The 24059-nt window shown below is 60.0% G+C and carries 28 protein-coding genes; 24 read left to right on the forward strand and 4 right to left on the reverse strand.

The window, feature by feature from the left end:
* Positions 1–2 precede the first annotated feature (2 nt).
* The 20 genes from ACTQVX_RS01365 to ACTQVX_RS01460 all read left to right on the forward strand — a co-directional run bounded on the left by ACTQVX_RS01365 (position 3) and on the right by ACTQVX_RS01460 (position 11916).
* Positions 3–188 (forward strand): type Z 30S ribosomal protein S14, encoded by a 186-nt coding sequence (locus tag ACTQVX_RS01365; RefSeq protein WP_022094280.1) that lies wholly within the window; start codon positions 3–5, stop codon positions 186–188.
* Positions 189–307: 119 nt separating this feature from the next.
* Entirely contained in the window at positions 308–706 is a 399-nt protein-coding gene (gene rpsH / locus ACTQVX_RS01370) for a 30S ribosomal protein S8 (protein ID WP_006235262.1), read from the forward strand.
* A gap of 33 nt (positions 707–739) precedes the next feature.
* Positions 740–1276 (forward strand): 50S ribosomal protein L6, encoded by a 537-nt coding sequence (gene rplF, locus ACTQVX_RS01375; protein ID WP_370450587.1) that lies wholly within the window; start codon positions 740–742, stop codon positions 1274–1276.
* A 75-nt stretch (positions 1277–1351) separates the two neighbouring features.
* Complete coding sequence (gene rplR / locus ACTQVX_RS01380) at positions 1352–1720, forward strand: 50S ribosomal protein L18 (RefSeq protein WP_118270231.1); 369 nt, start codon at positions 1352–1354, stop codon at positions 1718–1720.
* A 14-nt stretch (positions 1721–1734) separates the two neighbouring features.
* A complete protein-coding gene (gene rpsE, locus ACTQVX_RS01385; RefSeq protein WP_154516070.1) occupies positions 1735–2259 on the forward strand; it encodes a 30S ribosomal protein S5 in 525 nt (174 codons plus the stop codon).
* Positions 2260–2261: 2 nt separating this feature from the next.
* Positions 2262–2444 carry a 50S ribosomal protein L30 gene (gene rpmD, locus ACTQVX_RS01390; protein WP_154516067.1) on the forward strand — a complete coding sequence of 61 codons (183 nt, stop codon included), beginning with the start codon at positions 2262–2264 and terminating at the stop codon, positions 2442–2444.
* Between the two features lie 3 nt (positions 2445–2447).
* Positions 2448–2897 (forward strand): 50S ribosomal protein L15, encoded by a 450-nt coding sequence (rplO, locus tag ACTQVX_RS01395; protein WP_006235267.1) that lies wholly within the window; start codon positions 2448–2450, stop codon positions 2895–2897.
* Positions 2891–4177, forward strand: coding sequence for a preprotein translocase subunit SecY (gene secY, locus ACTQVX_RS01400; RefSeq protein WP_370450586.1), 1287 nt, complete (start codon positions 2891–2893; stop codon positions 4175–4177). The genes rplO and secY overlap by 7 nt, the downstream gene beginning before the upstream one ends.
* 18 nt (positions 4178–4195) lie before the next feature.
* On the forward strand, positions 4196–4822 hold the full coding sequence (locus tag ACTQVX_RS01405) for an adenylate kinase (protein WP_347486596.1): 627 nt from the start codon (positions 4196–4198) through the stop codon (positions 4820–4822).
* The gene (gene map, locus ACTQVX_RS01410) at positions 4819–5607 is read left to right on the forward strand and encodes a type I methionyl aminopeptidase (protein ID WP_329738298.1); all 789 of its coding nucleotides are present in this window, start codon (positions 4819–4821) and stop codon (positions 5605–5607) included. Before ACTQVX_RS01405 ends, map begins: the two co-directional genes overlap by 4 nt.
* A 232-nt stretch (positions 5608–5839) precedes the next feature.
* Positions 5840–6058 (forward strand): translation initiation factor IF-1, encoded by a 219-nt coding sequence (infA, locus tag ACTQVX_RS01415; protein WP_035137443.1) that lies wholly within the window; start codon positions 5840–5842, stop codon positions 6056–6058.
* Positions 6059–6208: 150 nt separating this feature from the next.
* Positions 6209–6322: a 50S ribosomal protein L36 gene (rpmJ, locus tag ACTQVX_RS01420; protein ID WP_006363204.1), complete on the forward strand. Its 114-nt coding sequence runs from the start codon at positions 6209–6211 to the stop codon at positions 6320–6322.
* A gap of 14 nt (positions 6323–6336) precedes the next feature.
* Entirely contained in the window at positions 6337–6711 is a 375-nt protein-coding gene (rpsM, locus tag ACTQVX_RS01425; protein ID WP_154516058.1) for a 30S ribosomal protein S13, read from the forward strand.
* A 14-nt stretch (positions 6712–6725) separates the two neighbouring features.
* The gene (gene rpsK, locus ACTQVX_RS01430; RefSeq protein WP_006235274.1) at positions 6726–7130 is read left to right on the forward strand and encodes a 30S ribosomal protein S11; all 405 of its coding nucleotides are present in this window, start codon (positions 6726–6728) and stop codon (positions 7128–7130) included.
* Positions 7131–7149: 19 nt separating this feature from the next.
* A complete protein-coding gene (gene rpsD / locus ACTQVX_RS01435; RefSeq protein ID WP_006235275.1) occupies positions 7150–7746 on the forward strand; it encodes a 30S ribosomal protein S4 in 597 nt (198 codons plus the stop codon).
* 32 nt (positions 7747–7778) lie between these two features.
* Positions 7779–8720, forward strand: a complete 942-nt coding sequence (locus tag ACTQVX_RS01440) for a DNA-directed RNA polymerase subunit alpha (protein ID WP_154516055.1) — start codon at positions 7779–7781, stop codon at positions 8718–8720.
* A gap of 30 nt (positions 8721–8750) precedes the next feature.
* Entirely contained in the window at positions 8751–9233 is a 483-nt protein-coding gene (gene rplQ, locus ACTQVX_RS01445; RefSeq protein ID WP_271742473.1) for a 50S ribosomal protein L17, read from the forward strand.
* Between the two features lie 92 nt (positions 9234–9325).
* A complete protein-coding gene (gene truA, locus ACTQVX_RS01450) occupies positions 9326–10150 on the forward strand; it encodes a tRNA pseudouridine(38-40) synthase TruA (protein ID WP_427717709.1) in 825 nt (274 codons plus the stop codon).
* 68 nt (positions 10151–10218) lie between these two features.
* Positions 10219–11346: a glycosyltransferase gene (locus tag ACTQVX_RS01455; RefSeq protein WP_441548433.1), complete on the forward strand. Its 1128-nt coding sequence runs from the start codon at positions 10219–10221 to the stop codon at positions 11344–11346.
* Between the two features lie 132 nt (positions 11347–11478).
* A complete protein-coding gene (locus tag ACTQVX_RS01460; RefSeq protein WP_154516043.1) occupies positions 11479–11916 on the forward strand; it encodes an arginine repressor in 438 nt (145 codons plus the stop codon).
* 172 nt (positions 11917–12088) lie between these two features.
* On the opposite strand, the gene ACTQVX_RS01465 is transcribed toward ACTQVX_RS01460, so the two are convergent.
* Entirely contained in the window at positions 12089–14275 is a 2187-nt protein-coding gene (locus tag ACTQVX_RS01465; protein ID WP_441560010.1) for a transglycosylase domain-containing protein, read from the reverse strand.
* A 160-nt stretch (positions 14276–14435) separates the two neighbouring features.
* Here ACTQVX_RS01465 and ACTQVX_RS01470 point away from each other — a divergent pair, with 160 nt between their 5' ends.
* From ACTQVX_RS01470 to ACTQVX_RS01485, 4 genes are all read left to right on the forward strand, one after another.
* A complete protein-coding gene (locus ACTQVX_RS01470) occupies positions 14436–16394 on the forward strand; it encodes a U32 family peptidase (RefSeq protein ID WP_441560011.1) in 1959 nt (652 codons plus the stop codon).
* A gap of 96 nt (positions 16395–16490) precedes the next feature.
* Positions 16491–17702 carry a tyrosine--tRNA ligase gene (gene tyrS, locus ACTQVX_RS01475; RefSeq protein WP_117769435.1) on the forward strand — a complete coding sequence of 404 codons (1212 nt, stop codon included), beginning with the start codon at positions 16491–16493 and terminating at the stop codon, positions 17700–17702.
* A 402-nt stretch (positions 17703–18104) separates the two neighbouring features.
* Positions 18105–19925, forward strand: a complete 1821-nt coding sequence (locus ACTQVX_RS01480) for an adenine deaminase (RefSeq protein ID WP_441560013.1) — start codon at positions 18105–18107, stop codon at positions 19923–19925.
* 205 nt (positions 19926–20130) lie between these two features.
* Entirely contained in the window at positions 20131–20925 is a 795-nt protein-coding gene (locus tag ACTQVX_RS01485; RefSeq protein WP_441560015.1) for a Cof-type HAD-IIB family hydrolase, read from the forward strand.
* 118 nt (positions 20926–21043) lie between these two features.
* Here ACTQVX_RS01485 and ACTQVX_RS01490 read toward each other — a convergent pair whose 3' ends face one another.
* The 3 genes from ACTQVX_RS01490 to ACTQVX_RS01500 form a co-directional block, all read right to left on the reverse strand.
* Entirely contained in the window at positions 21044–21886 is an 843-nt protein-coding gene (locus ACTQVX_RS01490) for a Cof-type HAD-IIB family hydrolase (RefSeq protein ID WP_441560017.1), read from the reverse strand.
* Between the two features lie 87 nt (positions 21887–21973).
* On the reverse strand, positions 21974–23392 hold the full coding sequence (locus tag ACTQVX_RS01495; RefSeq protein WP_441044635.1) for a citrate synthase: 1419 nt from the start codon (positions 23390–23392) through the stop codon (positions 21974–21976).
* A 74-nt stretch (positions 23393–23466) separates the two neighbouring features.
* The gene (locus tag ACTQVX_RS01500; RefSeq protein WP_006235289.1) at positions 23467–23754 is read right to left on the reverse strand and encodes an ACT domain-containing protein; all 288 of its coding nucleotides are present in this window, start codon (positions 23752–23754) and stop codon (positions 23467–23469) included.
* Between the last annotated feature and the right edge of the window lie 305 nt (positions 23755–24059).

Consider the following 24059-nt stretch of genomic DNA (forward strand, 5'->3'; position numbering starts at 1 on the left):
AAGTGGCTAAGACATCGATGATCGTCAAGTGCAATCGCAAGCAGAAGTTCTCTACTCGTGAGTACACGCGCTGCCAGCGCTGCGGCCGTCCGCACTCTGTGTACCGCAAGTTCGGCCTGTGCCGTGTCTGCTTCCGCGAGCTTGCACTCAAGGGCGAGCTTCCCGGCGTTAAGAAGGCCAGCTGGTAAGTCACTACCAGCGTTTCAAGCATCCGTTTGGAACAGGGAAAACGTGCTAGTTAGGCTTTGCCGTTAAGGGCGGCGAAGAACCAAGAGCACGTGTTCATCAAGAACGAAGGAGAATCTGTATGAACCTTACAGACCCGATCGCAGATATGCTTACGCGCATTCGTAACGCTAACTCTGTGAACAAGGCCACGGTCTCCATGCCGAGCAGCAAGAAGCTCGTCGAGATCGCTCGTGTTCTGCACGAGGAGGGCTACATCGAGGGCTACGATGTCGAGGACACCGTTCCCCAGAAGACCCTGCACATCACGCTTAAGTATGGTCCCAAGAAGGCTAAGGTCATCAACGGCATCCGCCGCATTTCCAAGCCGGGCCTGCGTAAGTACACCGGCGTTGCCGACATGCCCCGCGTCCGCGGTGGCCTTGGTACCGCCATTATTTCCACCAGCCATGGCGTCATGACCGACCGCGATGCTCGCAAGCACAACGTCGGCGGCGAGATCATCGCTTACGTCTGGTAATTCGCTCGGTAGGTAGAAGGAAAGGAGATCACCGTGTCTCGTATCGGTAATAAGCCTGTCCAGATTCCCGCCGGAGTCGAAGTGGCAGTCAACGGCAACAACGTTGTCGTCAAGGGCCCCAAGGGCCAGCTCGAGCTCGATGTCTATGAGAAGCTCGCTATCAACATCGAGGACAACGTCCTCACCGTTTCCCGTCCCGACGACGAGCGTGAGACCCGTGCCCGCCACGGCCTCACCCGCGCCCTCATCCACAACATGGTTGTTGGCGTTTCCGAGGGCTTCGAGAAGAAGCTCGAGCTCGCCGGCGTCGGTTACCGCGTGCAGCAGAAGGGCAAGAACCTCGAGTTCTCCCTGGGCTTCTCGCACCCCGTGATCGTCGAGGCTCCCGAGGGTATCACCTTCGAGGTTCCCGACAACACCCACGTGAACGTCAAGGGTATCAACAAGCAGCAGGTCGGTCAGATCGCCGCTGAGATCCGCGGCCATCGTCCTCCCGAGCCTTACAAGGGCAAGGGTATCCACTACGTTGGCGAGCACATCCGCCGCAAGCTGGGTAAGGCCGCCAAGTAGTCGTAACCGACTCACTCGCATAAGACCAGCACCCCGTTAGGTGCTGGCAAGATCAACCTTTTTAGGAGTTTACGTATGAACAAGCATAAGGCGAAGCTGGAAGGCCTCAAGCGTCGTCAGCGTCGTGTTCGCGGCAAGATCTCGGGTACCGCCGAGCGTCCGCGTCTTCGCGTGACCCGTACCAACGCCAACATCTATGCCCAGATCATCGACGACAGCAAGGGCTCCAGCCTGACGCTCGTCTCTGCCTCGACCCTCGAGGCCGAGTTCAAGGGCACCCACACCTCGAACAAGGAGGCTGCGGAGAAGGTCGGTCAGCTCGTTGGCAAGCGTGCCATCGAGGCCGGCATCACCAAGGTCGCCTTCGATCGCGGTGGCCGTATCTACCATGGCCGCGTCAAGGCCCTCGCCGACGGTGCTCGTGCCGCCGGTCTCGAGTTCTAGGAGGTATGTAGCACATGGCTCGTAATCAGAAGCAGCAGCGCGAGGCCTCCGAGTTCGAGGAGCGCGTCGTTTACATCAACCGCGTGTCGAAGACCGTCAAGGGCGGTCGTCGCATGAGCCTCGTCGCTCTCGTCGTCGTTGGCGATGGCAAGGGCAACGTCGGCGTTGGCATGGGCAAGTCCGCTGAGGTGCCCATGGCCATCTCCAAGGCGTCTCTCGATGCCAAGAAGAACATGTTCCACGTGCCGGTGACCGAAGAGGGCACCATTCCGCACGAGGTTATCGGCCACTTTGGTGCCGGCCGCATCATCATCAAGCCCGCTGTCGAGGGTACCGGCGTTATCGCCGGCGGCGCTGTGCGTCCCCTCTTTGAGCTTGCTGGCATCAAGAACGTCCTGTCCAAGTCCCTCGGTACCGACAACGGCCTCAACATCATCAAGGCTGCCGTCGAGGGCCTCAAGGAGCTCTCCAGCCCTGAGGACGTCGCGGCTCGCCGTGGCCTGACGGTCTCCGAGATGTTCGTCGGTAAGGAGAACTAAGCATGGCTGACACCATCAAGATCAAGCAGGTCCGCAGCACCAACGGTTGCAAGCAGGACCAGGTCCGTACTGTCCGTGCCCTCGGTCTCCACAGGATCCGCGAGGTTCGCGAGATTACTGACAACGAGTCCGTCCGCGGCATGATCTTCAAGGTCAAGCACCTTGTCGAGATTGTAGAGGAGTAGCAAATGCAGCTTCACGATCTTACTCCCGCGCCCGGTTCCACCAAGAACCGCAAGCGCGTTGGCCGTGGCAATTCTTCGGGTCACGGCACCACTTCTGGCCGCGGCCAGAAGGGCCAGGGCTCTCGCTCTGGCGGCACCAAGGGTGCCGGCTTCGAGGGTGGCCAGACTCCGCTGGCTATGCGCCTGCCCAAGCTTCCGGGCTTCCGCAACCCCCGTCGTATCGAGTACACCGCTGTTAACGTTGAGCGTCTCGAGCGTAAGTTCGAGGATGGCGCTGTGATCGACGGTGCCGCTCTTAAGGCCGCTCGCATCACCAAGAGCGAGTTCGAGCCCGTCAAGGTGCTCGGCAATGGTGAGCTTACCAAGAAGTTCACGGTCAAGGTCGACAAGGTCAGCGCTTCTGCGCAGGCCAAGATCGAGGCCGCCGGCGGAAAGGTCGAGCTGCCGTGCTAAATGGTCTTAAGAATGCTTTCCGCATCAAAGAACTGCGCGAAAAGATTCTTTTTACCATAGCTATGCTCGTCGTGTACCGCATTGGTGCGCACGTTCCTGTGCCCGGCATTCCCTTCCAGGGGATGCTGGGCCTTTTCTCGACCGATAACAATTCGGTCGCCGCAGGTGCTATGGCCCTCCTGAATCTTTTCTCTGGCGGCGCGTTGAGCTATGTTTCGGTGTTTTCGCTGGGCATCATGCCTTACATCACCAGCTCGATCATCCTCCAGATGCTCCAGGCCGTTGTGCCTTCCCTGCATGAGCTTGCCCGCGAGGGCGAGGTCGGTCAGACCAAGATTACGCAGTATTCGCGTTACCTCACCCTGGCTCTGGCAATCCTCAACTCCGTGGGTTACCTCTTCCTCTTTAAGAGCTTCGGCATCAGCTTTAATGGCGCCGCCGCTCCCGAGATCATCTTCGACCTCATGATCGTCGGCACGCTCACCGCGGGCGCCATGCTGATCATGTGGATTGGTGAGCTCATTACCCAGCGCGGTATCGGCAATGGCATGTCGCTGATCATCTTTGCGAACATCATGGCCGGTCTGCCGCAGGCGATCTTCTCCAGCACCGAGGGCAATGGCGGTGGCATCATCACTATGGTGATCATCTGCGCCATCATCCTGCTGGTTATCCCGCTGATTGTTTTCCTTGAGCGCGGCCAGCGCCGCATTCCGGTCTCCTACGCTAAGCGCGTCGTGGGCCGTCGCATGATGGGTGGCCAGACCACCTACCTGCCCATCAAGGTCAACACCGCGGGTGTCGTGCCGATCATCTTCGCTTCGGCGCTGCTGTACTTCCCGGCTCAGGTTGCCGTGTTCTTCCCCGGCATCGGCTGGATTCAGGCAGTTGCCTCTGCGCTTTCGACCGGTTGGCTCAACTGGGTCCTTAACGTTGTCCTCATCGTGTTCTTCGCGTACTTCTACACCTCCATGGTGTTCAATCCCGATGACACGGCCGACAACCTTAAGAAGCAGGGCGGCTTTATTCCGGGCGTTCGTCCGGGTAGGGCTACCGCGGCCTACATCAAGAACGCGCTCAACAAGATTACGCTTCCCAGCGCTGTCTTTTTGGCGCTCATCGCCATCGTGCCTTCGATCATCTTCTCCTTCACGGGTAATCAGCTGATCCAGGCATTTGGCGGCACGTCCATCCTCATCATGGTCGGCGTCGTGCTCGACACGGTCGACAAGCTCGAAGGCCAGATCAAGATGTATGATTACGATGGATTCTTTAAATAGGCTAGAGGAGGATTGCTCATGAACCTCGTATTGCTCGGAGCTCCGGGTGCCGGTAAGGGCACCGTTGCACAGGAGCTCGTTGCCGAGTTTGGCGTCGCCCACATCTCCACGGGCGACCTGCTGCGTGCTGCCGTCAAGGGTGGCACCGAGCTTGGTATTCAGGCTAAGAAGTACATGGACGCTGGCGAGCTCGTTCCCGACCAGCTCGTGATCGACCTTGTCAAGGAGCGCCTTGCCGCCGATGACGCCCAGCAGGGCTTCATCCTCGACGGCTTCCCGCGCAACACCGCCCAGGCTGTGACGCTCGATTCCGAGCTCTCCGCCATGGGTCGCGAGATCGACTGTGCCCTTCTGGTCGACGTGGCCCCCGAGGTCATTATCGATCGTCTGTCTTCGCGTCGAACCTGCCGCGCCTGCGGTTACACCGGCACTGCTGCCGATGTTACCTGCCCCAAATGCGGCGGCGAGATGTATCAGCGCGACGACGATAAGCCCGAGACCATCAAGAACCGTCTCGACGTCTACGAGAAGTCCACGAGCCCGCTTGTCGATTACTATCGTGGCCAGGGTCTGCTCAAGTCGGTCAACGGTGACCAGGCTCGCGAGACCGTATACGGGGATGTCAAAGAGGCCCTCGGTCTATGATTAAGATTAAGTCTGCAACGCAAATCGAGCAGATGAAGAAGGCAGGAGCGCTATCTAAGATGGCGCTCCGCCACGTTGGAGCCATGGTGCGCCCCGGCGTTTCGACTTTTGAGCTCGATCAGCTCGCGGAGCAGATTATCCGCATGCATGGCGGCACCCCGGCCTTTAAGGGTTACGGCGGGTTCCCGGGGACCATTTGCGCATCGATCAACGATGCCGTGGTCCACGGTATTCCCAACCCCGATATGATCCTGCGCGATGGCGATATCATCTCTATCGATACGGGAGCCGTTGTTGACGGTTGGGTTGGCGATAACGCATGGACGTTTTTCGTCGGCACCCCTACGCCCGAGGCCAAGGCCCTGTGCGAGGTTACGCGCGATTGCCTTAAGGCTGCCATTGAGCAGGCTGTTCCCGGTAACCATATCGGGGATGTTGGTTATGCCGTCCAGTCCCTCGCCGAGTCTCACGGTTATGGCGTGCTTCGTGACTATGTGGGTCATGGCATTGGCCGCGTGATGCACGAGGACCCCAACGTTCCTAACTATGGAAAGAAGGGGAGGGGCGTTCGCCTCCAGGCCGGTATGGTCATTGCCATCGAGCCGATGGTAACGATGGGTTCCAACCATGTGAGCACGGGCTCCGACGGTTGGATCGTCACCACCAACGACCACCTGCCCGCCGCGCACTACGAGAACACCGTCGCCATCACCAATGACGGTCCGGTGATTCTCACCACCGATGCGCAAGGATCCTGGTGTTCGCTCCAAGGCGGAGAAATGTAAAAGTCGCCGCCCCCTGATGCCCAACCTCGCCTTTCAATTTCGAAGGCATGACCCCAAGGTCTATGCCTTCTCATTTCAAGGCGATCTTGGGCATCAGGGAACGGCTTTGTTTTACATTTCAAATGTAACAAGTTCCACGTAGTTGTGGAGCCATTACGAAGTTATTACGATGCGTGTATACGTGTTGTAGAATACTCAATCGCTGTCGTTTTCTAGAGAAAGATGATTGCTTGTGAAGAAGGAAGACGCAATTGAGCTCGAGGGTACGGTAAAGGAACCGTTGCCTAATGCCATGTTTAAGGTCGAGCTCGAGAACGGTCATTCGGTTCTGTGCAACATTTCTGGCAAGATTCGAATGAATTACATCCGTATTCTCCCCGGTGACAGGGTTGTCGTGGAGCTTTCCCCGTACGACCTGACCCGCGGCCGCATCACCTATCGCTACAAATAGCGGCACGCATACACACACTCTATTTCCGACTGCAGGCTTAGCTCAACCTACGGTCGGATTGTGTGTGAAGACCAGCCATAGTTTTAAACGCCTGCGGCTGGGCGAGTAGATAGTAGGGAAGTAGTTTGAGCGCTACCGAAAGGAAGAACGATGAAGGTACGTCCTTCGGTCAAGAAGATGTGCGATAAGTGCAAAATCATTAGGCGCCATGGCAAGGTCCTCGTCATTTGCGAGAACCCCCGTCATAAGCAGCGTCAGGGTTAAGAGAGGAGACTACGTTGGCCCGTATTAATGGTGTCGACCTCCCGCGTGAGAAGCGCGTTGAGATCGGTCTGACCTACATTTACGGCATCGGCCGCACCACTGCGACGAAGATTTGCGTCGAGTGCAACGTTAACGTGGATACGCGCGTTAAGGACCTCACCGAGGATGAGGTTAACGCCATCCGCGAGTATATCGACAAGAACCAGATCATGGTTGAGGGCGACCTCCGCCGTGAGCGCAACCAGAACGTCAAGCGCCTTATGGACATCGGCTGCAACCGCGGCCTTCGTCACCGCAAGGGCCTCCCGGTCCGCGGCCAGCGCACCCACACTAACGCTCGTACCCGCAAGGGCCCGAAGCGTCAGATCGGTGCTAAGAAGAAGAAATAAGGAGCGCTAGATAGATGGCTACTGCTAAGAAGAACGTTCGCGCTGCCCGTCTGAAGCGCGCGGACCGTAAGAACATTTCCGTGGGCCAGGCTCACATCCGTTCTACGTTCAATAACACGATCGTTTCGATCACCGATCCCCAGGGCAACGTCATTTCCTGGAAGTCGGCTGGCCAGGTGGGCTTCAAGGGCTCCCGTAAGTCCACGCCGTTCGCTGCCCAGATGGCTGCCGAGGCTGCTGCCAAGCAGGCCATGGAGCACGGTATGAAGAAGGTTTCCGTCTTCGTCAAGGGCCCCGGCTCCGGTCGTGAGACCGCCATCCGCTCCCTCCAGGCTGCTGGCCTCGAGGTCTCGAGCATTCAGGACAAGACCCCCATCCCGCACAACGGCTGCCGCCCCAAGAAGCGTCGCCGCGTGTAACTGAAAGGATCGTATCAATATGGCAATCGACAGGACTCCTGTTCTTAAGCGCTGCCGTCAGCTCGGGATCGATCCCGCTGAGCTCGGTTACAGCAGCAAGAAGGAATCTATCCGTCAGCCCAAGCGCCGTCGCAAGGAATCTGAGTACGGCATGCAGCTGCGCGAGAAGCAGAAGGTCAAGTTCATCTATGGCGTTCTGGAGAAGCAGTTCCACGGCTACTTCAACAAGGCCCGTAAGATGAACGGCGTCACCGGTGAGAACCTCATGATCATCCTTGAGTCTCGCCTCGACAACGTTGTTTTCCGTCTTGGCTTCGCTCGCACCCGTAAAGAGGCTCGTCAGTCCGTCCGCCACGGTCACTTCACCGTGAACGGCAAGCGCGTGGACATCCCGTCCTACCGCGTCAAGGCCGGCGACGTCGTCGCTGTCGGCGAGAAGTTCCGTGACCTCCTCCCCATCAAGGAGGCTCTGATTTCCTCCGAGCGCTTTGAGGTCCCTGGCTGGCTTGAGGTCGATATCGAGAAGCTGTCTGGTAACGTGCTCGCTCTGCCGACGCGTGAGCAGATCAGCGGTGATATCAACGAGCAGCTCATCGTCGAGCTCTACTCTAAGTAGTCCATCCGGGCTGCTGAGGCTGGAGGTAATACATGTCAGAATTCATTAGGCCTCAGGTTCAGGTCGAAGAGATCAACGAGACGTCTGCTCGTGTCTCCGTCGAGCCGCTCGAGCGCGGTTACGGTGATACGCTGGGCAACTCCCTGCGTCGCGTTCTTCTGTCCTCGCTCGAGGGTGCCGCCGTCGAGGCTATTCAGATCGATGGTGCGCAGCACGAGTTCATGACCATCCCTAACATGGTCGAGGATGTCACTGACATCGTCCTGAATGTCAAGGGTCTTGTCTTCAGGGCTCTCGGCACGACCGACGAGGCGACCGCCACCATCTCGGTTGACGGCCCCTGCGAGGTCACCGGTGCGGACTTCTTTATTCCGTCCGAGTTTGAGTTGGTCAACCCCGAGCAGCACATCGCTACGCTCACCGAGGGTGGCCATCTCACCATGAGCATGCGCATCGGCTATGGCCGCGGCTATGTCTCTGGCGAGGCCAACAAGCGCGACAACGATCCCATCGGTGTGATCCACGTCGACTCGCTGTACTCGCCGGTATCCCGTTGCGCCAAGCTCGTTGAGGCTTGCCGTGTCGGTCAGCACACCGACTACGACCGCCTTGTCCTCGAGATCGAGACCAACGGCTCCATCGCCCCGCGCGACGCCGTGGTCCAGGCTGCCAATATCATCAACCAGCATATGGCTGCCTTTATGAACCTTGCCGAGACCCCCGAGGTCGAGGAGGAGGTTTCGATCTTCGCTCCCGAGGTCACCAACGACAACGCCGAGCTGGACAAGCAGATCGAGGATCTGGACCTTTCTGTCCGTTCCTACAACTGCCTTAAGCGTGCCAGCATTCACTCGGTCCGTCAGCTCGTTGAGTTCTCGGAGAACGATCTTCTGAACATCCGCAACTTCGGTGTTAAGTCGATCGAGGAAGTGAAGGACAAGCTTGAGTCCATGGGCCTGAGCCTGAAGGCTTAATGCTTCGCATATTTGAGGAGAAACTAGACCATGCGTCACAACGTTAAGAAGGGCCTGAAGCTCGGCACCGATGCGAGCCACACCAAGGCCATGAAGAAGAGCCTGGCCAAGGCCCTCTTCGAGAACGACCGCATCAAGACTACCGAGACCCGCGCTAAGGCGCTGCGTTCGGTTGTCGAGCCGATTATCACCTGGGCCAAGAAGGGCGACCTGCACTCTCGTCGTCTGGCTATCGCCAAGCTCGGCGATAAGCAGCTCGTTGCCGAGATCTTCGACAAGGCTGCTCAGGGCATGTGGCAGGATCGCAACGGCGGTTACACCCGCATCATGAAGCTCGGTAACCGTAAGGGCGACAACGCTCCCATCGTTATCATGGAGCTCGTCACCGAGCCTTGCACGCCCAAGGCCAAGAAGGCTGCTCCGGCCCCCAAGAAGGCCGCTGCTCCCAAGAAGGTCGAGGCTGTCGAGGAGACCGCTGCCGAGGAGGCTCCTGCTGAGGAGACCGCTGAGTAGACAATTCGTCTGCATAGGCTATATTCGAGGGGTACGTTCGCGTACCCCTCTTTTTTTGTCGCGATATCGTTGTTTGTTTGTTGGGAGCGCCCATGACCGCGCCGTCTGATTTCAATTTGACTCCAGAGCTCGATGCCACGTTGGTGTTTCGTGTTGCCTATGACGGCTCGTCCTATAGCGGATTTGCCGAGCAGCCGGGGCAGACGACGGTTGCCGGAGAGCTGCGTCTTGCCATAGAGACGCTCTTGCGCCGCTCAGTCGATTTGACGTGTGCCGGGCGCACCGATGCAGGGGTGCATGCGGTGGCCCAATACATCAGCGTGCCCGTTACGGACGCAGAGCTCGCTTTAACGCGCCGCAGGTGGCTGCGAGCTATGGATGCGCTGCTGCCCAAAGATATCGCCGTTAATGAGGTCTACAAGGCCCGTAAGGGCTTTTCTGCGCGTTTTGACGCACGTTCTCGTACCTATACCTACCGCATTGCCGATCGCGATGCGCGTCCGGTGCTATCGCGTGGTGCGGTATGGTGGCATCGTTATCCTTTGGACGTGGATGCGATGGCAGCCGCCTGCCCAGCGCTTTTGGGCGAACAGGACTTTAAGAGCTTTTGTAAGGTCGCTTCTGCCGTGGGCAAGCCAACGCATCGTTGCGTGATGCGTGCCGAGTTTGGCCACGAGGTCGCCTTTGGCGAGGATATCCTCACGTTTACCATCGAGGGCAATGCGTTTTTGCATTCGATGGTGCGCACCATCGTGGGAACGCTCGTCGAGATCGGCATGCATCGCCGCGATCCCGAGTGGATGCGCGAGGTGATTGACGCTTGCGATCGTACTGCTGCGGGTCCCACGGCGCCGGCGTGCGGCCTTACCTTTATGGGCGTAGATTATGACCCCACCGAGCTCGTCGCGCTCGAATAGGTGAGAAGCGAGAGCCATCTAAGTATGCTGCTCGTGTGGGCGAGCCGTGTGCAACATCTGTTCTTGGCATGCAGCGCATCAGGCGACTCATTGCGTTTATTGCCGGGGTGTACCATGAACGGCAGTTGATTATTGCTGTCGAGAGGATGGATAACTTGCTTCGACGTGGCTCGCTTCCGCGACTTTCGGTGATCCTTGTTGTGGAGGGTTCACCCAGCTACGCGATGCGCGCACTCGAAAGCGTCCAAAACCAAGACCTCTACGATATGCAGATTGTCGTTGCATGTCGCAACGCTGCGCCGGGCGTTCGTCATTCGCTCGATGTTGCCGCGGGCAGAGATATTCACATCGATTTGATAGACGTTGACGATCCGTCGAGCGGAGCTTGCCTTCGCGAGGGTTTTGCCGCTTCGCGCGGGGCCCACATTATCGCAATGAGCGCCGACGAGTGGTTTGCGCCGCACGCGTTTTTGGCAATGCTCGATGTCGCTTGTGAGACCTCGGCAGATATCGTATTTCCCTCGGTGTCGCTCGATCGCTACGATACGCATCGGGAACGCCATTCTCGTATGTTGGACGCGCAATCCATTGCCCTTGCCGACGATGGAGACCGGGCTTTAGGCCTGGCCAAGCTGGTCGAGAGCGGTCTGGTTTGTCAACATTCCGGTGTGATGTATGAACGCTCCCTGTTTGAGTTGTGTCTGCAGCATGCCGAGTCGTATCGTGCGATCGCCTTTTTGGCGCCTGCCCTTTCGCATGCGGAACGCGTATTGGGGTGCGCCGAAGCTTGTTTCCATACGGCCGCGCCATCGGTTGCGGATTCATTCGACCCCACCATGTTCTCGCGACTTTCCGATGACGCCAAGGCGCTTGAAGAGCTTTGCGTGCCATTTGACGCAATAGATGACGATAACCATCTAAAGCTGGCCTGCCAACGGTTTTACTATGGCCGCCTGGTTGCTTGTATCGAGAATTTGTGCCTGAGCCCCCATGGGGTGTCTTCAATTGAGCGCACGGCACGATTGCGTGATATGCTCAATGACGTGCGGACCCGCCAGATGGCGGTGGCCCTTAAGGGAGAGCGCCGAGGCCTTGGACTTTTGTTTGGGCCGATTGCCAACGTTAAGCCTATGCGCTGCGTTATGTATGCGCATCTGGCTGCTTTTTTGAACAGAACGGGCGCAAGGATAGCCTAGCTGTGTCATATTCGCAAATAATTTGCATATAATTGTTTCGAAATGCGTTCTTATTCACAAATAGCCTCAAATAGCGCTAAACTATTCAATCACTGATAGATTGTCTTCGCCATCTATGGAGTGAGGTTTTATATGGCTAAAAAACGCAACGGGCGCCAGGATGCCATCAGAGATATCGTGCGCAATAAAGACGTGCGTACGCAGCGCGTGCTGGTGGACGAACTCCGCGCCATGGGCTTTGATTGCACGCAGGCGACGGTTTCGCGTGACATCGCCGATATGGGGCTGCGCAAACTGCCCGAGGGCATCTATGTTCTGGCTGAGGACCTGCACCTGCAGCGCATGGTCTCCGAGCTGGTTACCGGTGTGTTGCGCACCGACAACCTGGTTATGATTAAGGCTCAGCCCGGCACCGCCTCGGGCATTGCCGCGGCTGTCGATGCGGCCGAGCTGCCCGATGTGCTCGGATCGCTTGCCGGCAATGACACGATTTTGGTTATCGCTCAGACTGCCGAGGATGGCGAACGCCTCGAAGCGCTGATTAACAAGCTCAGTGCCGCGCGTAAATAGCTTTACGCGCGTAAACAACGCCAGCTAAGACGGTGGAAATACAGGGGCGTCGGTTTTGAGCCGACGCCCTTTTTGTGACGCTCCTGTCGTGGCATCTCGATTGCGCGCGATATGCCATGTATGTCCCAGCAAAAAGCGCCCGAGCATTTGAGCTGCTCGGGCGCTTTGCTATCTACTGACCTGTGGAGGGATCGGGGGTCGGGCTAGGGCTGGGATCGGGGGTCGGGCCAGGGTCGGGGCTGGGGCTGGGATCGGGGCTGGGGCTGGGGTCGGGGTTGGGAGTAGGGGTGGTACCGCCGCCATCGCCTTCGCCGCCGGTGTTACCGCCCTCGCTGCCGCTCCCGCCGGTGGTCTCCGTCTCTTCTTCCTCGTCTTCGTCCTTATCCTCGTCCTCTTCCTTCTTCTTGTTGTTTGTGCCGTAGAACTTCCAGACGTTATTGTTCTTGTACGTGGGAGCCGTTCCGGTCGGGAACTCCTCGCGCTCGGCGCCCGCAAGAACGGTGTTCATGAACTTCTTAAAGACGGGCAGGTTGGTGCTGTCGCCCAGCAGGTCCGAACCGTACTTTTGGATGGGAATCTCGCCTGCGGAATAACCGGTCCACAGGGCGCATGCCAGTTGCGGCGTGTAGCCGCAGAACCACAGGTTGGTGGTGTTGTCAGTGGTGCCCGTTTTGCCGGCATAGGGCTGGTTGACGCTCAGCGCGCCGGCGGCACCCGTGCCGCTGCCCTGCATGACGCCGGATAGAACGTCGGTAACCGCGGCAGCCTCACCTTCGGTGAGCACCCGCGTGGGATTGTCGGTGTGCTGGTACAGAACCGAGCCGGTACGCGAGTCGATCTCGGTGATGGCGATCGGCTGGCGATAATAGCCGCCGTTGGCAAAAGCGGCGTAGGCCGATGCCATCTCGAGCGGTGAGATGGACCCGGTGCCGAGCGTCATGACGGGAACGTCCTCGATATTGTCCTTGGCGGGATCGATGCCGAGCTTTTTGACGAGCGACATGATCTTGTCATTGCCGATGGCTTCGGCCACCTGAATGTAGCCGGTGTTGGATGAGTATGCCGTTGCCTGCTTAAGCGTGATGTTGCCATAGCTCTGGTTGCCATAGTTTTGCACCTCGGTCGTGGTGCCCTTGGCCTTGAGTGGCGAGTTGCAGTTGAGACTGACGTTGGGGTTCATGCCGTTTTGGATGGCAGTCGCCAGCGTAAAGGCCTTAAACGTGGAGCCCACGGGGCGCTTTGCCGTAGCGTGGTTCACGTGATTCTCGTCGGCGTTGTAGTCGTAGCCGCCCACCATGCACTTGATGTAGCCGGTCTTGGGGTCAACGACAACCATGCCCATGTCCAGGCCATCGAGCGAAAGCGTGTCGAGCTGTGAGCGCACAGCCTCCTCGGCCACCTGCTGCATGGTGGGGTCGATAGTGGTCTTAACAGTCAGGCCACCCTTAAAGAGTACGTCGGTGGAGAACTCCTGCTCGAGCAGCTGCTTGACATAGGAGACAAAGTAGGGCTGTGAGTATACGTCGACGCCGCTGCCCGAGATCTCGGTCACGTTGAGGGTGATGGGCTCAGCCTGCGCGGCATCGTGCTCTTCCTGCGTGATGTGGCCCAGGCGCAGCATGTTGTCGAGCACCTTATTGCGGCGGGAAAGCGCCAGGTCGGGATTGACCGTGGGGTCGTACTGTGAAGGCGAGTTGGGCAGACCGATGAGCAGCGCGGCCTCGCTCAGGGTGAGGTCGGAAGCACTCTTGGAGAGGTAGGTCTCGGCGGCGGCCTCGATGCCATAGGCGCCGTGGCCATAGTAAATGGTGTTGAGGTACATCATGAGGATCTCGTCTTTGGAGTACATGTCCTCCATCTTGATGGCGATATAGGCCTCGCGCACCTTACGCTCGATGGTCGAGTCGAACTGCTCCTCCTGCAGGATGGTGTTGCGCACCAGCTGCTGGGTGATGGTCGAGGCTCCTTCGTGGCCGCCGGCAAGGGTTGCCACCGAGGCACGCGCGATGCCCAAGAGGTCGATGCCGCCGTGCTCGTAGAAACGCTCGTCCTCGACGTCGATCGTGCCCTGCAGGACGTACGGGGAGACCTGGTCCTTGGTGATGGACTTGCGGTTTTGGGTATAGAAGCTGGCGATCTTGTTGCCGTTGCAGTCAACAATCTCGGTAGGCTCGCTGACCAGATAGGCGTTGGCGTCGGTGTAGTCGGGCAGGTCGGACAGCCAGCGGTTGACGTTGCCGATCATGCCGATGCCAAATGCTACGCCCGCGATGAGCAAAAAGCCCAAAAGCGAAAGCAGGATGACGGGCAGAGCGTGCGTCTTAGAGCGACCGTGTCCCTGTCGTTGGCGAGGACCCATATGTTGACCTCCAAGTATGTCGTGCCAGGCGGCGGGTATGCGTCGGGCAGGATGGACATAAGTTATTACACGATAAACCAATCGAGCCGCGCGAAGCCTCGTGTATGCTGGTTGACGGCAATTAACAGAGTGATTGCATACCTTGGTAAGGAGTTTGCCGATGGCGATTTGGGCGACGGAGCCTAGCAGACAATGCGGGAATGGGACGCCAACATCGGGTCTGGCACTGCCCGAGCTGTTGGCTCCTGCTGGCGGGCTCAATCAGATGCTCGCCGCGATCGCGGCAGGTGCCGATGCCATTTATGCCGGGTTGAGCGGATTTAACGCCCGCGTGAGTGCGCACGGGTTTAGTGACGACGAATTTGCGCGCGGGTGTGCCGTGGCGCACGCCCATGGTGTGCGCGTGTACGTGACGCTCAACGTATTCGTGTTCGACGACGAGCTGTCCGATGCCGTGACACTGGGGGCACATGCGCATGCGCTGGGCGCCGATGCACTGATCGTGGCAGATGCGGGCCTAGCCCGCGCACTGCATGCGGCAATTCCGGGGGTCGAGATTCATCTGTCCACCCAAGCGGGCGTCCATAGCAAGGGGGCCGTGCGTTTGGCGGCTGACGAGCTGGGGGTCGAGCGCGTGACGACGGCGCGCGAGCTGACCGTGGCAGAGATTGCGATGCTCTGCGCTACCGGTGTGCCCATCGAGGTGTTCTGCCATGGCGCCATATGCATTGGATATTCGGGCGCGTGCGAGTTTTCGGCCCTGCGGCGCGGACGGTCGGCGATGCGTGGCGACTGCACGCAGCCGTGCCGCCTGGCATACGATTTGGTGGATGAGGCTGGGGAGAGCGTCGTTGCCGTCGAAGGCGATCGTCTGCTCTGCCCGCGTGACTATCTGGGCATTGCTCATTTACCCGAGCTTGTTGCTGCCGGGGTGGCGTCGCTCAAGATCGAGGGGCGTATGAAGAACCCCGACTACGTCTACAACGTGGTGCGGGCGTGGCGCCGGGCGCTCGATATGCTGCGTGATGGCGCGTGGGATCCCGATGCCGTGCAAGCGCTCGAACGTGAGCTGGGAAGGTCGTTTAACCGCGGGTTTACCGACGCGTATCTGCGAGGCCGCTCGGGCGCGGAGCTTATGAGTTTTGAACGCGCGATCAACCAGGGCGTGCGTGTGGGCCGTTTGGTTGCCGTGGGACACGAGGAAGTGACCGTCGAGCTCGATGCCGCCGTGGCGGCGGGCGATACGCTCGAGATCAGGTTTTACCCGGGCGCCGACGCTCGGTCCGATGTACCTAAACGCTGGCCGCAAGTTCCCTGCCCGGTGGATGCCGAGGCGGGGGAGCGCATCGTTGTCCATTGCAAGCGCAAGGTCGACGCGGGCTGCGAAGTGTATCTGATTCGCAGCGCTGGCGTGCTTGAGCAAACGGCGGCGGCACTGGAGCGCATGCGGGCCGAGGCCGATGCGGTCGTGCTTGCGAAACGCGCTGTCGAGACGCTGCCGTTTGCGGGCGTTCTGATGGATAGCGGAACGCAGCCGGAAGAACCTGCAGAGTCTGTCGCCGCTTGCTTGGTCTTTGCCTGGCAGCTGATGGACCAGGACCCAAACGAAGAGCTCGACCTGTCCGGTGCGACTGTTGTGCTCGACGAGGTCTGCCGTGTGGGCGATATCGAGCGGACTCGGTCGCTCATGCAGCGCGCCGGCCGCATCGTCTGTCGTAATCTGGGACAAGTGGCGATAGCTCGCGAACTGCGCGTCGTCTTTGACGTGGCGCCGCCGGTGTTCTGTGCGAACCGGGCAACGCTCGCCTGGTTGCGGGGGCTTGGGGCGCAGCGCGTGTTTTTGCCTGCCGAACTTGTCGCTCACGATGCGAAACGCGTTGCCGAGCTTGCCGCCTGTCCTGGCGTCCTGGGCCCCGTCGATACCGATCGTCCCGAGCTCATGGTGTGCGAGCACTGCCTGCTGACCGCCGAGGGCGTCTGTGCCACCGATGCGACGGGACAGGCCTGTTGCCGCGACTGCTTGCGTCGCCGGCAGACGCGCTATCTGGTTGATCGTGACGGTACACGTCTGCCAGTTGCCATCGACGCATGCGGCAGGACGAGGATTTTCCTGTCGTAGGTGCTGCGTCGCGTCAGTTTGTTATCATATGAGAGTTTATGGACTTCCAGCACCGCCGTTTTCGGCGAGGGTGCTATAGCAAAAGGAGGATACCCAATGCTGTCTGTTGACGAGCAAATGCGTATCATCACCTCGGGCGCCGCGAAGATCGTCCCCGAGGCCGACCTTCGCAAGAAGCTTGAGAAGGGTGAGCCCCTCAACATCAAGCTCGGCGTTGATCCCACCAGCCCCGACCTGCACCTGGGCCACGCCGTGCCCCTGCGCAAGATGCGCCAGTTCCAGGACCTGGGCCACAACGTCACCCTGATCATCGGCAACGGTACCGCGCTGATCGGCGATCCTTCGGGCAAGAACTCCACCCGCCCGCAGCTTTCTCAGGAGCAGATCGAGGCCAACGCCGAGACTTACGTGAGCCAGGCCATGAAGATCTTGGACCCCGAGAAGACCACCATCGTGCACAACGGCGACTGGATCTTGTCGATGGACCTGGCCGGTCTGCTGCAGGTGTGCTCCAAGTTCACCGTCGCCCGCATTCTTGAGCGCGATGACTTTACCAAGCGCTATCAGTCCCAGACGCCGATCGCCCTGCACGAGTTCCTGTATCCCGTGATGCAGGCATACGATTCGGTCATGATCAAGGCTGACGTGGAGATGGGCGGCACCGACCAGCTTTTCAACCTGCTCGCCGGCCGTGAGCTCATGGAGAAGATGGGCATGGAGCCGCAGATCGCGCTCACCATGCCGCTGCTCGAGGGCACCGATGGCGTCCGTAAGATGTCCAAGTCCTATGGCAACTACATCGGTCTGACCGACGCGCCCAAGGATATGTTCGGCAAGACCATGTCCATCCCCGACGAGATGATCGGCAAGTACTACCGCCTGGCGAGCTCGCTCACCCCGGCCGAGGTCGACAAGATCGACGCTGCCCTGGCCGATGGCTCTGCCGATCCCTATGAGCTCAAGCGCGCTCTGGGCCGCGACCTGTGCGACACCTACCACGGCGCCGGTGCCGGCGACGAGGCCCAGGCCGAGTTCGACCGCGTGTTCAAGGAGGGCCAGCTCGCCGACTTCCCCGAGAAGCATGTTGAGCTGACCGTAAACGACGAGGGCCAGATTTACCTTGCCGGCCTGCTCAAGGACCTGGGTCTTTCGGCCAGCGCCGGCCAGGCTCGTCGCGACATTGACGGCGGCGGTGTCAAGATCAACGGCAAGGCTGTGGCTCCCAAGAGCTACAACATCGACCCCAGTGCCCTCAAGCTGGGCGACACCCTCTCCGTGGGCAAGCGCAAGGGCTTTAAGTTGATTTAGTTACGCGGTTTTACCAAACCGCGTAACAGCTTGACGCTGCCCTCAGTTCCGCCGCTCTAACGAACGGCGGACCGGTCGACGCTGCGCGGGCTCCAGAGCGACAACTTGTCATTCAAAGAGGACGGCATGACCAGAAGGTCTATGCCGTCCTCTTTTCATGCCAATTTGTTCGCTCTGGAGTCCGCTCGCTGTCCGTCCTCCACCTACGGCGTTGTCCCGGTTGGCACTTAGGGACGTTTCTTTTTGGTACAAAGCAGCCTGTCCCCATTGCGCCAAGTGGTGTGTGCCGTTAAGCAGAGGGGCGTATTGCTGGCCCATCGTTTGGGCATACAATGGCTATTGGCTTGCTGCGGTGAAGGTCTGTCCGCTCCGCAGCTTTTTTCTACGGTTAAAGGAGTATGTATGTCCGTTGAGGTCATGAGGTCTGTGATCGATGCCGCCGAGGGCCGCGTGCCCGTCGACACGCTGTTTGCCAACGCACAGATCGTTGATGTGTACGGTCAGCGCGTGGCGCCCGGTAGCGTCGCCGTCAAGGACGGCGTGATCGTCGGTGTTCTCTACGATGGTCGAGATGACGCTGCTGGCACGTACGAGGCAGCTGAGGTCATCGACTGTCAGGGTCGCTATATCGCACCCGGTTTTATTGACGGACACTTGCATATCGAGTCTTCGAACATCCGCCCTGCCGAGTATGCGCGCATGGCGGCGACGCGTGGTACCACCACCGCTATTGCCGACAGCCACGAGATCGCTAACGTTTCCGGCCTAGACGGCCTGCGCTTTATGATCGAGGACGGTTGTCGCGCGCCCATCTCCATCAAGTACATGATGCCTTCGTGCGTGCCCGCACTGCCCGACGAACAGGCCGGTGCCGTCATCACTGCTGCCGATATGCAGGCGTTTTTTGCCGAGCATCCGGGCGACGTCTTTGGTTTGGGCGAAATGATGAACCTGCCGGGTGTCTTTATGGCCGACCCCGAGACCTGCGCTCGCATCGATGCTGCCAACCAGACGCCGTCCAAGCAGGTTGACGGTCATGCTCCGCTTGTTGCCGGCAAGGATCTCAACGCCTATGCCGCGGCGGGTATTATCGCCGACCACGAGTCGACGATTCCCGAGGAAGCGCTCGACAAGCTATCCCGCGGCATGTATGTCATGCTGCGCGAGGGCACCTGCAGCCATGATCTTGCCAACCTGTCGCCTATGCTGCTGGAAAACCCCGCCCGTGCTCGCCGCTGCTGCTTTGCGACCGACGACCGCGCTCCCTCCGACGCGCTTTCGACCGGCATGATCGACAACGCCTGCCGCGTGGCCATCGAGGCCGGCATCGACCCGGTGGTCGCCATCTCCATGGCGTCCCTTTCCACGGCCGAGGCCTTTGGCCTGGACCACGGTTGCCGCGACCCGCATGAGCTCCGCGGCGCCATCGCTCCGGGCAAGCGTGCCGACCTGCTGGTGCTCAACGATCTGACGTTTGCCACGGCCCCGCATCGCGTATATGCCGCCGGTGCTCTGGTGGCGCAGGATGGCACCTTTGTGGGCGAGATCGCACCCGAGATGGCTGAGGTTGCAGCCCTTGCCGACGAGCTGCGCGCCTCTGTTAAGCTGCCGAAGCTTTCGCTCGACGTTTTCGACTATGCCTTTAAGCCGGGCGAGGCTGTGATTGACGTGGTGCCGGGTAAGGCCATCACGGGTATGGCTCGCCCCGAGAGCGCCGAGGGCCTGCGCCGCATTATGCTGATTGAGCGCCATGGCCGCGGCGTGTCGCTGCAGGCCGAGGGTGTCGACGGCGACGGCCCCGCTGGCCTGGGCCTGGTCGGCAAGCATATCGGTCGCGGCTGGGTGCGCGGTTTCACCATCACCGGTGGTGCCATTGCCTCCACGATCGGCCACGACTCGCACAACGTGTGCGTGGTGGGCGACAACGCCGCCGATATGATGGCTGCTGTTGAGGCCGTGGGCCAGGGCGGTCACGTGCTGGTGCGCAACGGCGAGGTCGTGGCGCGCATTCCGCTGGCGCTCGGTGGCCTGATGAGCGAGGGCACGGCCGAGGATGTCGCGGCGCAGCACGACGACTTTATGGTCAAGGCGCGCGCCATGGGTATTGAGCCGCCGCTCGACCCCATCATGGGCATCATCTTCCTGCCCCTGCCGGTCATCCCGACGCTCCGCATCCGCCCCGAGGGCATGTTCGACGTCACCACCTTCACCTACGCCGACTAATCATCGGGACGTTCTTAAACGACTAGTCGCTGGGGACACTCTTTGGCGTGTCGCCTGACGCCGCGACCGTGGGCTCTCTGGTGCGCGTGAGCTATTTGCCAGGTCTATGTAACGTTTATGACTGCGGGGTCTTATTTGAGCTCCCTTTGGGTACGTTGGAATCGGATACACGTTCGATTCCAGCAAGCCCGAAGGGAGCTTTTCTATGTTTAAGCTGATTGCATCCGATATGGACGGCACACTGCTTGACGAAAATGGCCAGGTGCCTCCCGAGACCTACGAACTGATCCTGGCACTACGCGAGCATGGCGTGCATTTTGCCGCGTCGTCAGGCCGCCGCTACGATCGCCTGTGCGAGTTCTTTGCGCCCGTTCGCGACAAAATGGACTTTGTCGCAGCTAACGGTGCCCAGGTCTACGCCGACGGCAAAATGGTAGGCCGTGAGGTGTATTCGCACCTGGCGATTCGAAAGCTAGCCCAGGCCGTCGCGACGTTTCCCAATCTGCATCTTGCACTCTTTGACCGAACCAAGTCCTTTTTGCTCGATGACGAGTGCAAGTTCGTACGCGAGGTCGATAAGGACCTTCCCAATGCCGAGCGCATTTGGGAGCTGCCCGATCCCAGCGTAAATATCATCAAGGCGAGTATCTTTTGCGATGACTGTGCCGTTATGGACAGCGCTTACGTACTGCAGCGCGAGCTCGGCCAGTTCTTTACCTTTGCGCCTTCGGGCAACGCGTGGATCGATGCCATGCAGCCCGGTGTGTCGAAGGCCTCGGGCATCGCACAGCTCATGGAGCACTATGGCGTCGAACGCGACGAGGTCATGGCGTTTGGCGACTCGATGAACGACTACGAGATCATTCGCTTTGTCGGCACGGGCTGCGCGATGGAAAACGCGCGCCCCGCGCTCAAGGCAGTCGCCGATCGCGTGGTGGGGTGCAACCGCGACCACGCCGTCCAGCAGGAGCTCCGTCGCGTGCTGGAGAGTCTCGCCTAATTCGGCAGATGGGGACAGTCCTTGCAGCGCCCCGCGAAGAGTGCCCCCAACGACTACTGTGACCAGGGTAGCTAAAAAAGCCCCGTCCCAAATTAGCTACCCTGCCGGGTTGCTGCTGCTAGGCGAGGGCGGCCATGATGGCGCGGGCGACGCCGTCGTGGTCGTTGTCGTATTCGGTGATGGCGCCGGCGGCTTCGCGGTCCTCGGGCTCGGCATTGATCATCGCCGTACCGTGGCCCGCTGCCTGCAGCATGGGGATGTCGTTGATGTTGTCGCCGAACGCCCAGGCGTCGGCGAGAGGCTCGCCCAGATGCCCACATAGCCAAGCCAATGCCGTTCCCTTGGTGGCGCCCCCGCCCATGACCTCGATATTCATGGCGTACGAACGCGTGACCTCAATGCCTTCGAGTGTGTCGAGCGCCGCCACGATAGCGTCGCGGTCGGCTGAGTCGTGCCAGTACATGGCGATGCGTTCGAGCACCTCGACCTCGTCGATTTTGCTGTCGATATCCATGTCGATCGGCGTTCGCGTGCGCTTGAGCGAAGCCGCGATGTGAGGATCTCCGCCGCAGAATTCGTCCAGGCGCGTGTAGAGCGAGCGGGGGAGGAAGCACTGCCCGTCCGCGAAGATATCGAAGGTCACATCGTGGCCGGCGGCAATGCTATGGACGCGGTGGGCGATGGCGCGGTCGAGCGGTCGGCTCAATATGCACTTGGCGCGTGAGGCATCGGTGGGCACATCCTCGTCGAGCTGCCAGACGCTAGCGCCATTGGCGCAGACCGCGTAGTGCACGGCGGGATGGGCGAGGATGGCCTCAAAGACGCCCGACAGCGGACGCCCCGTGCACGGTACAAACTCAATGCCGCGACGTGCGAGCTCGTCGAGCATCGCCCAGGTGGCGTCGCTCATCTGCTTGTCACTCGTCAACAGTGTTCCATCCATATCGGAAAAAACAATCATTCGATACAGCCCTTTCTGCTGGCATAAAAAGCGTGGCCGAGGGCGGTGATGCCCTGGCCACGCTCGTGTTCTATAACGGTGCGCGTCCTAACGGTCGGCGAGTGGCTTGTACTCCAGTGGCTCGATCACCGGACGGTATGCCGGGCGAATAATACGGTGTGCGCAGAAGAGCTCTTCCATGCGGTGTGCCGACCAGCCTGCCATGCGGGCCACGGCGAACATCGGCGTAAAGAGCGTCTCGGGTACGCCGAGCATCTTGTAGATAAAGCCCGTGTACAGGTCAATATTGGCGCAGATGGGCTTGGTCATGCCATGGTCGCGCATGACCTGGGGCGCCAGGCGCTCGATGCGCTCGATCAGCGCGAATTCCTCGCCCAGATCTTTCTTGGCGGCGAGCGAACGTGCGTAGTGGCGGCAGACCTCGGCGCGCGGGTCGCTGAGCGTGTAGACGGCGTGCCCCATGCCGTAGATGAGCCCCGTGCCGTCAAAGGCCTGCTTGTCGAGAATCTTGCTCAGATATGCAGCGACCTCGTCATCGTCTTCCCAGTTGGAAACATGCGCGCGAATGTCCTCGTGCATGGATACGACCTTGGCGTTGGCACCGCCGTGACGCGGGCCCTTGAGCGAGCCGATAGCCGCGGCGTAGGCGGAATACGGGTCGGTGGCCGAAGAAGACAGCACGCGGCAGGCGAAGGTGGAGTTGTTGCCGCCGCCGTGCTCGGCGTGGAGCATGAGCATCACGTCGAGCAGCATGGCCTCGTCGCGGGTGAACGCCATGCCGCCGCGCAGCACCTGCAAAATGGTCTCGGCCGTGGACAGGCCGGGCGTGGGGTGCGGCACATGCACCTCGGAGCCGCGACGCTTGGCGACCGAAGCCATGTGCGCGAAGGCGGCAATACGGGGCAGACGGGCGAGCATGGAGATGGCAACATCGATCTCGTGCTCGGGGGTGATCACGTCGGGCTCGGCGTCGAAGGCATAGAGCAGCAGCACGGCGCGCTGAAGCACGTTCATGATGCTCGACGACACCGTGGTCATCGGGAATTCCTTAACGTACTCGTCGCTCAGGTGCCTAAACGCGCCCAGACGCCCGCAAAAGCCGTCGAGCTCATCCTTGTTGGGCAGCGAGCCCGTAATGAGCAGGTAGGCGACCTCTTCGTAGCCATAGCGGTCCTCGGCCTGGGCATTGTTGACGAGGTCCTCGATGTTGTAACCACGCAGCGTGAGTCGACCCTTGTCGGGCACGACCTGGCCGTCGACCTTGTTGTAGCCGTGCACGTCCGAGATACGGGTGAGGCCCGCGACCACGCCCGATCCGTCGGCATTGCGAAGACCGCGCTTAACATTGTGCTCGACAAACAGGCCCTCGTCATAAGGCTCGGTGGGCATGCCGTAATACAAATTTTCGCTTTCGGGCGCAATCTGGCGGCTGGCCTCGTAGTCCAGGACCAGGCGGCTCAGATGGTCATCGAAGCGGTAATAGATTTTCTTGGCGTCGTAGGCCATGTGCGCTCCTCTCCGGGCCATGTGGCGACGTTGCGCCTGGGCGCACGTTGGGCCGTCGTCACGCAGCCTGTTCGCTACAGGCGGTACATAAAGTTAAAGACGTCCTCGCGCTGGATGGACACGTTGACGCCCGAAAGCTCGCCGGCCTCGGCCAGGGCCTTCTGCAGCTCGGCGAAGTCGAGCTTGGACTCGGCGGTGTCGGCCAGCATGGTCATGGTGAAGATGTCCTCGATAATGGACTGCGTAATGTCGCGGATGTCGACATTGGCTTCGCCCAGGACGCGGGTGACGCCGGCGACAATGCCGGGGCGGTTCTTGCCAAGGACGGTGATGACGATACGGGAGGACGAGATCTCGGCCATGGGAAACCCTTTCGCGTGTTGGCGGCGCGCGGCGGCGCTCCGCTACGGTACAGTGTTCATCATTGTACCTGTCCCGTGCAAAAAGGGGCACCTTTGCTGCGGCGTTACACGTCTGCAACATGGAGCGCTTGTCTCGTAGGGTGTATTTTTGGCACCCTGGACAGCTCGGGCGGCTCTGTTGGCGCCGCGATCGGGCAGATTCGCCTGTGCGCTCCGGCGTAAAGACCGTGAACCTTTTGTGGGACGCTCGACGCCGTGGTACCATAGCCGAGTTTGTTGTCTTGGTCGGAAACCAAGACGCCTTA

This window comes from Collinsella sp. LCP19S3_A6 (assembly GCF_052122015.1).
Lineage (GTDB): Bacteria > Actinomycetota > Coriobacteriia > Coriobacteriales > Coriobacteriaceae > Collinsella.